The organism is Corallococcus sp. 4LFB (assembly GCF_046520365.1).
GTDB classification, from domain to species: Bacteria; Myxococcota; Myxococcia; order Myxococcales; family Myxococcaceae; genus Corallococcus; species Corallococcus caeni.
Window position 1 is genome coordinate 1 of sequence record NZ_JBKGHJ010001288.1, and the last position, 307, is coordinate 307.

At 66.4% G+C, this 307-nt stretch carries 1 protein-coding gene; it reads right to left on the bottom strand.

Going from position 1 to position 307, the window contains the following annotated elements; genetic code table 11:
• A partial coding sequence (locus ACLEQD_RS45360; RefSeq protein WP_410392069.1) for an AMP-binding protein occupies window positions 1-307 on the bottom strand: 307 nt, incomplete at both ends.

A 307-nucleotide genomic window follows, 5' to 3' on the forward strand; every position in this document is an offset into this window, starting at 1 on the left:
CCCACCAGCGACCACGTCGAGTACGTCGTGTCCTCCGACGGGCCGTACAGGTTGTTGAGCTTCTTCACCGTCGGCACTGCGTAGACGGCCTTCGCCAACGTCTCCGGCAGCGCTTCGCCCGCGAGGTTGATGACCTGGACCGACGGCGGCACCGCTCCCAGGCGCACCAGTTGCGCCATCGCCGAGGGCACAGTGTTGATGAGCGTCACCTCTGCTTCGGGCTTCTCTTCCAACAGGTGCAGCGCGTTGCGGACCACCACCACGCTGCCGCCTCGCACCAGCGGCGCGAAGAGCTCGAAGACGGAGA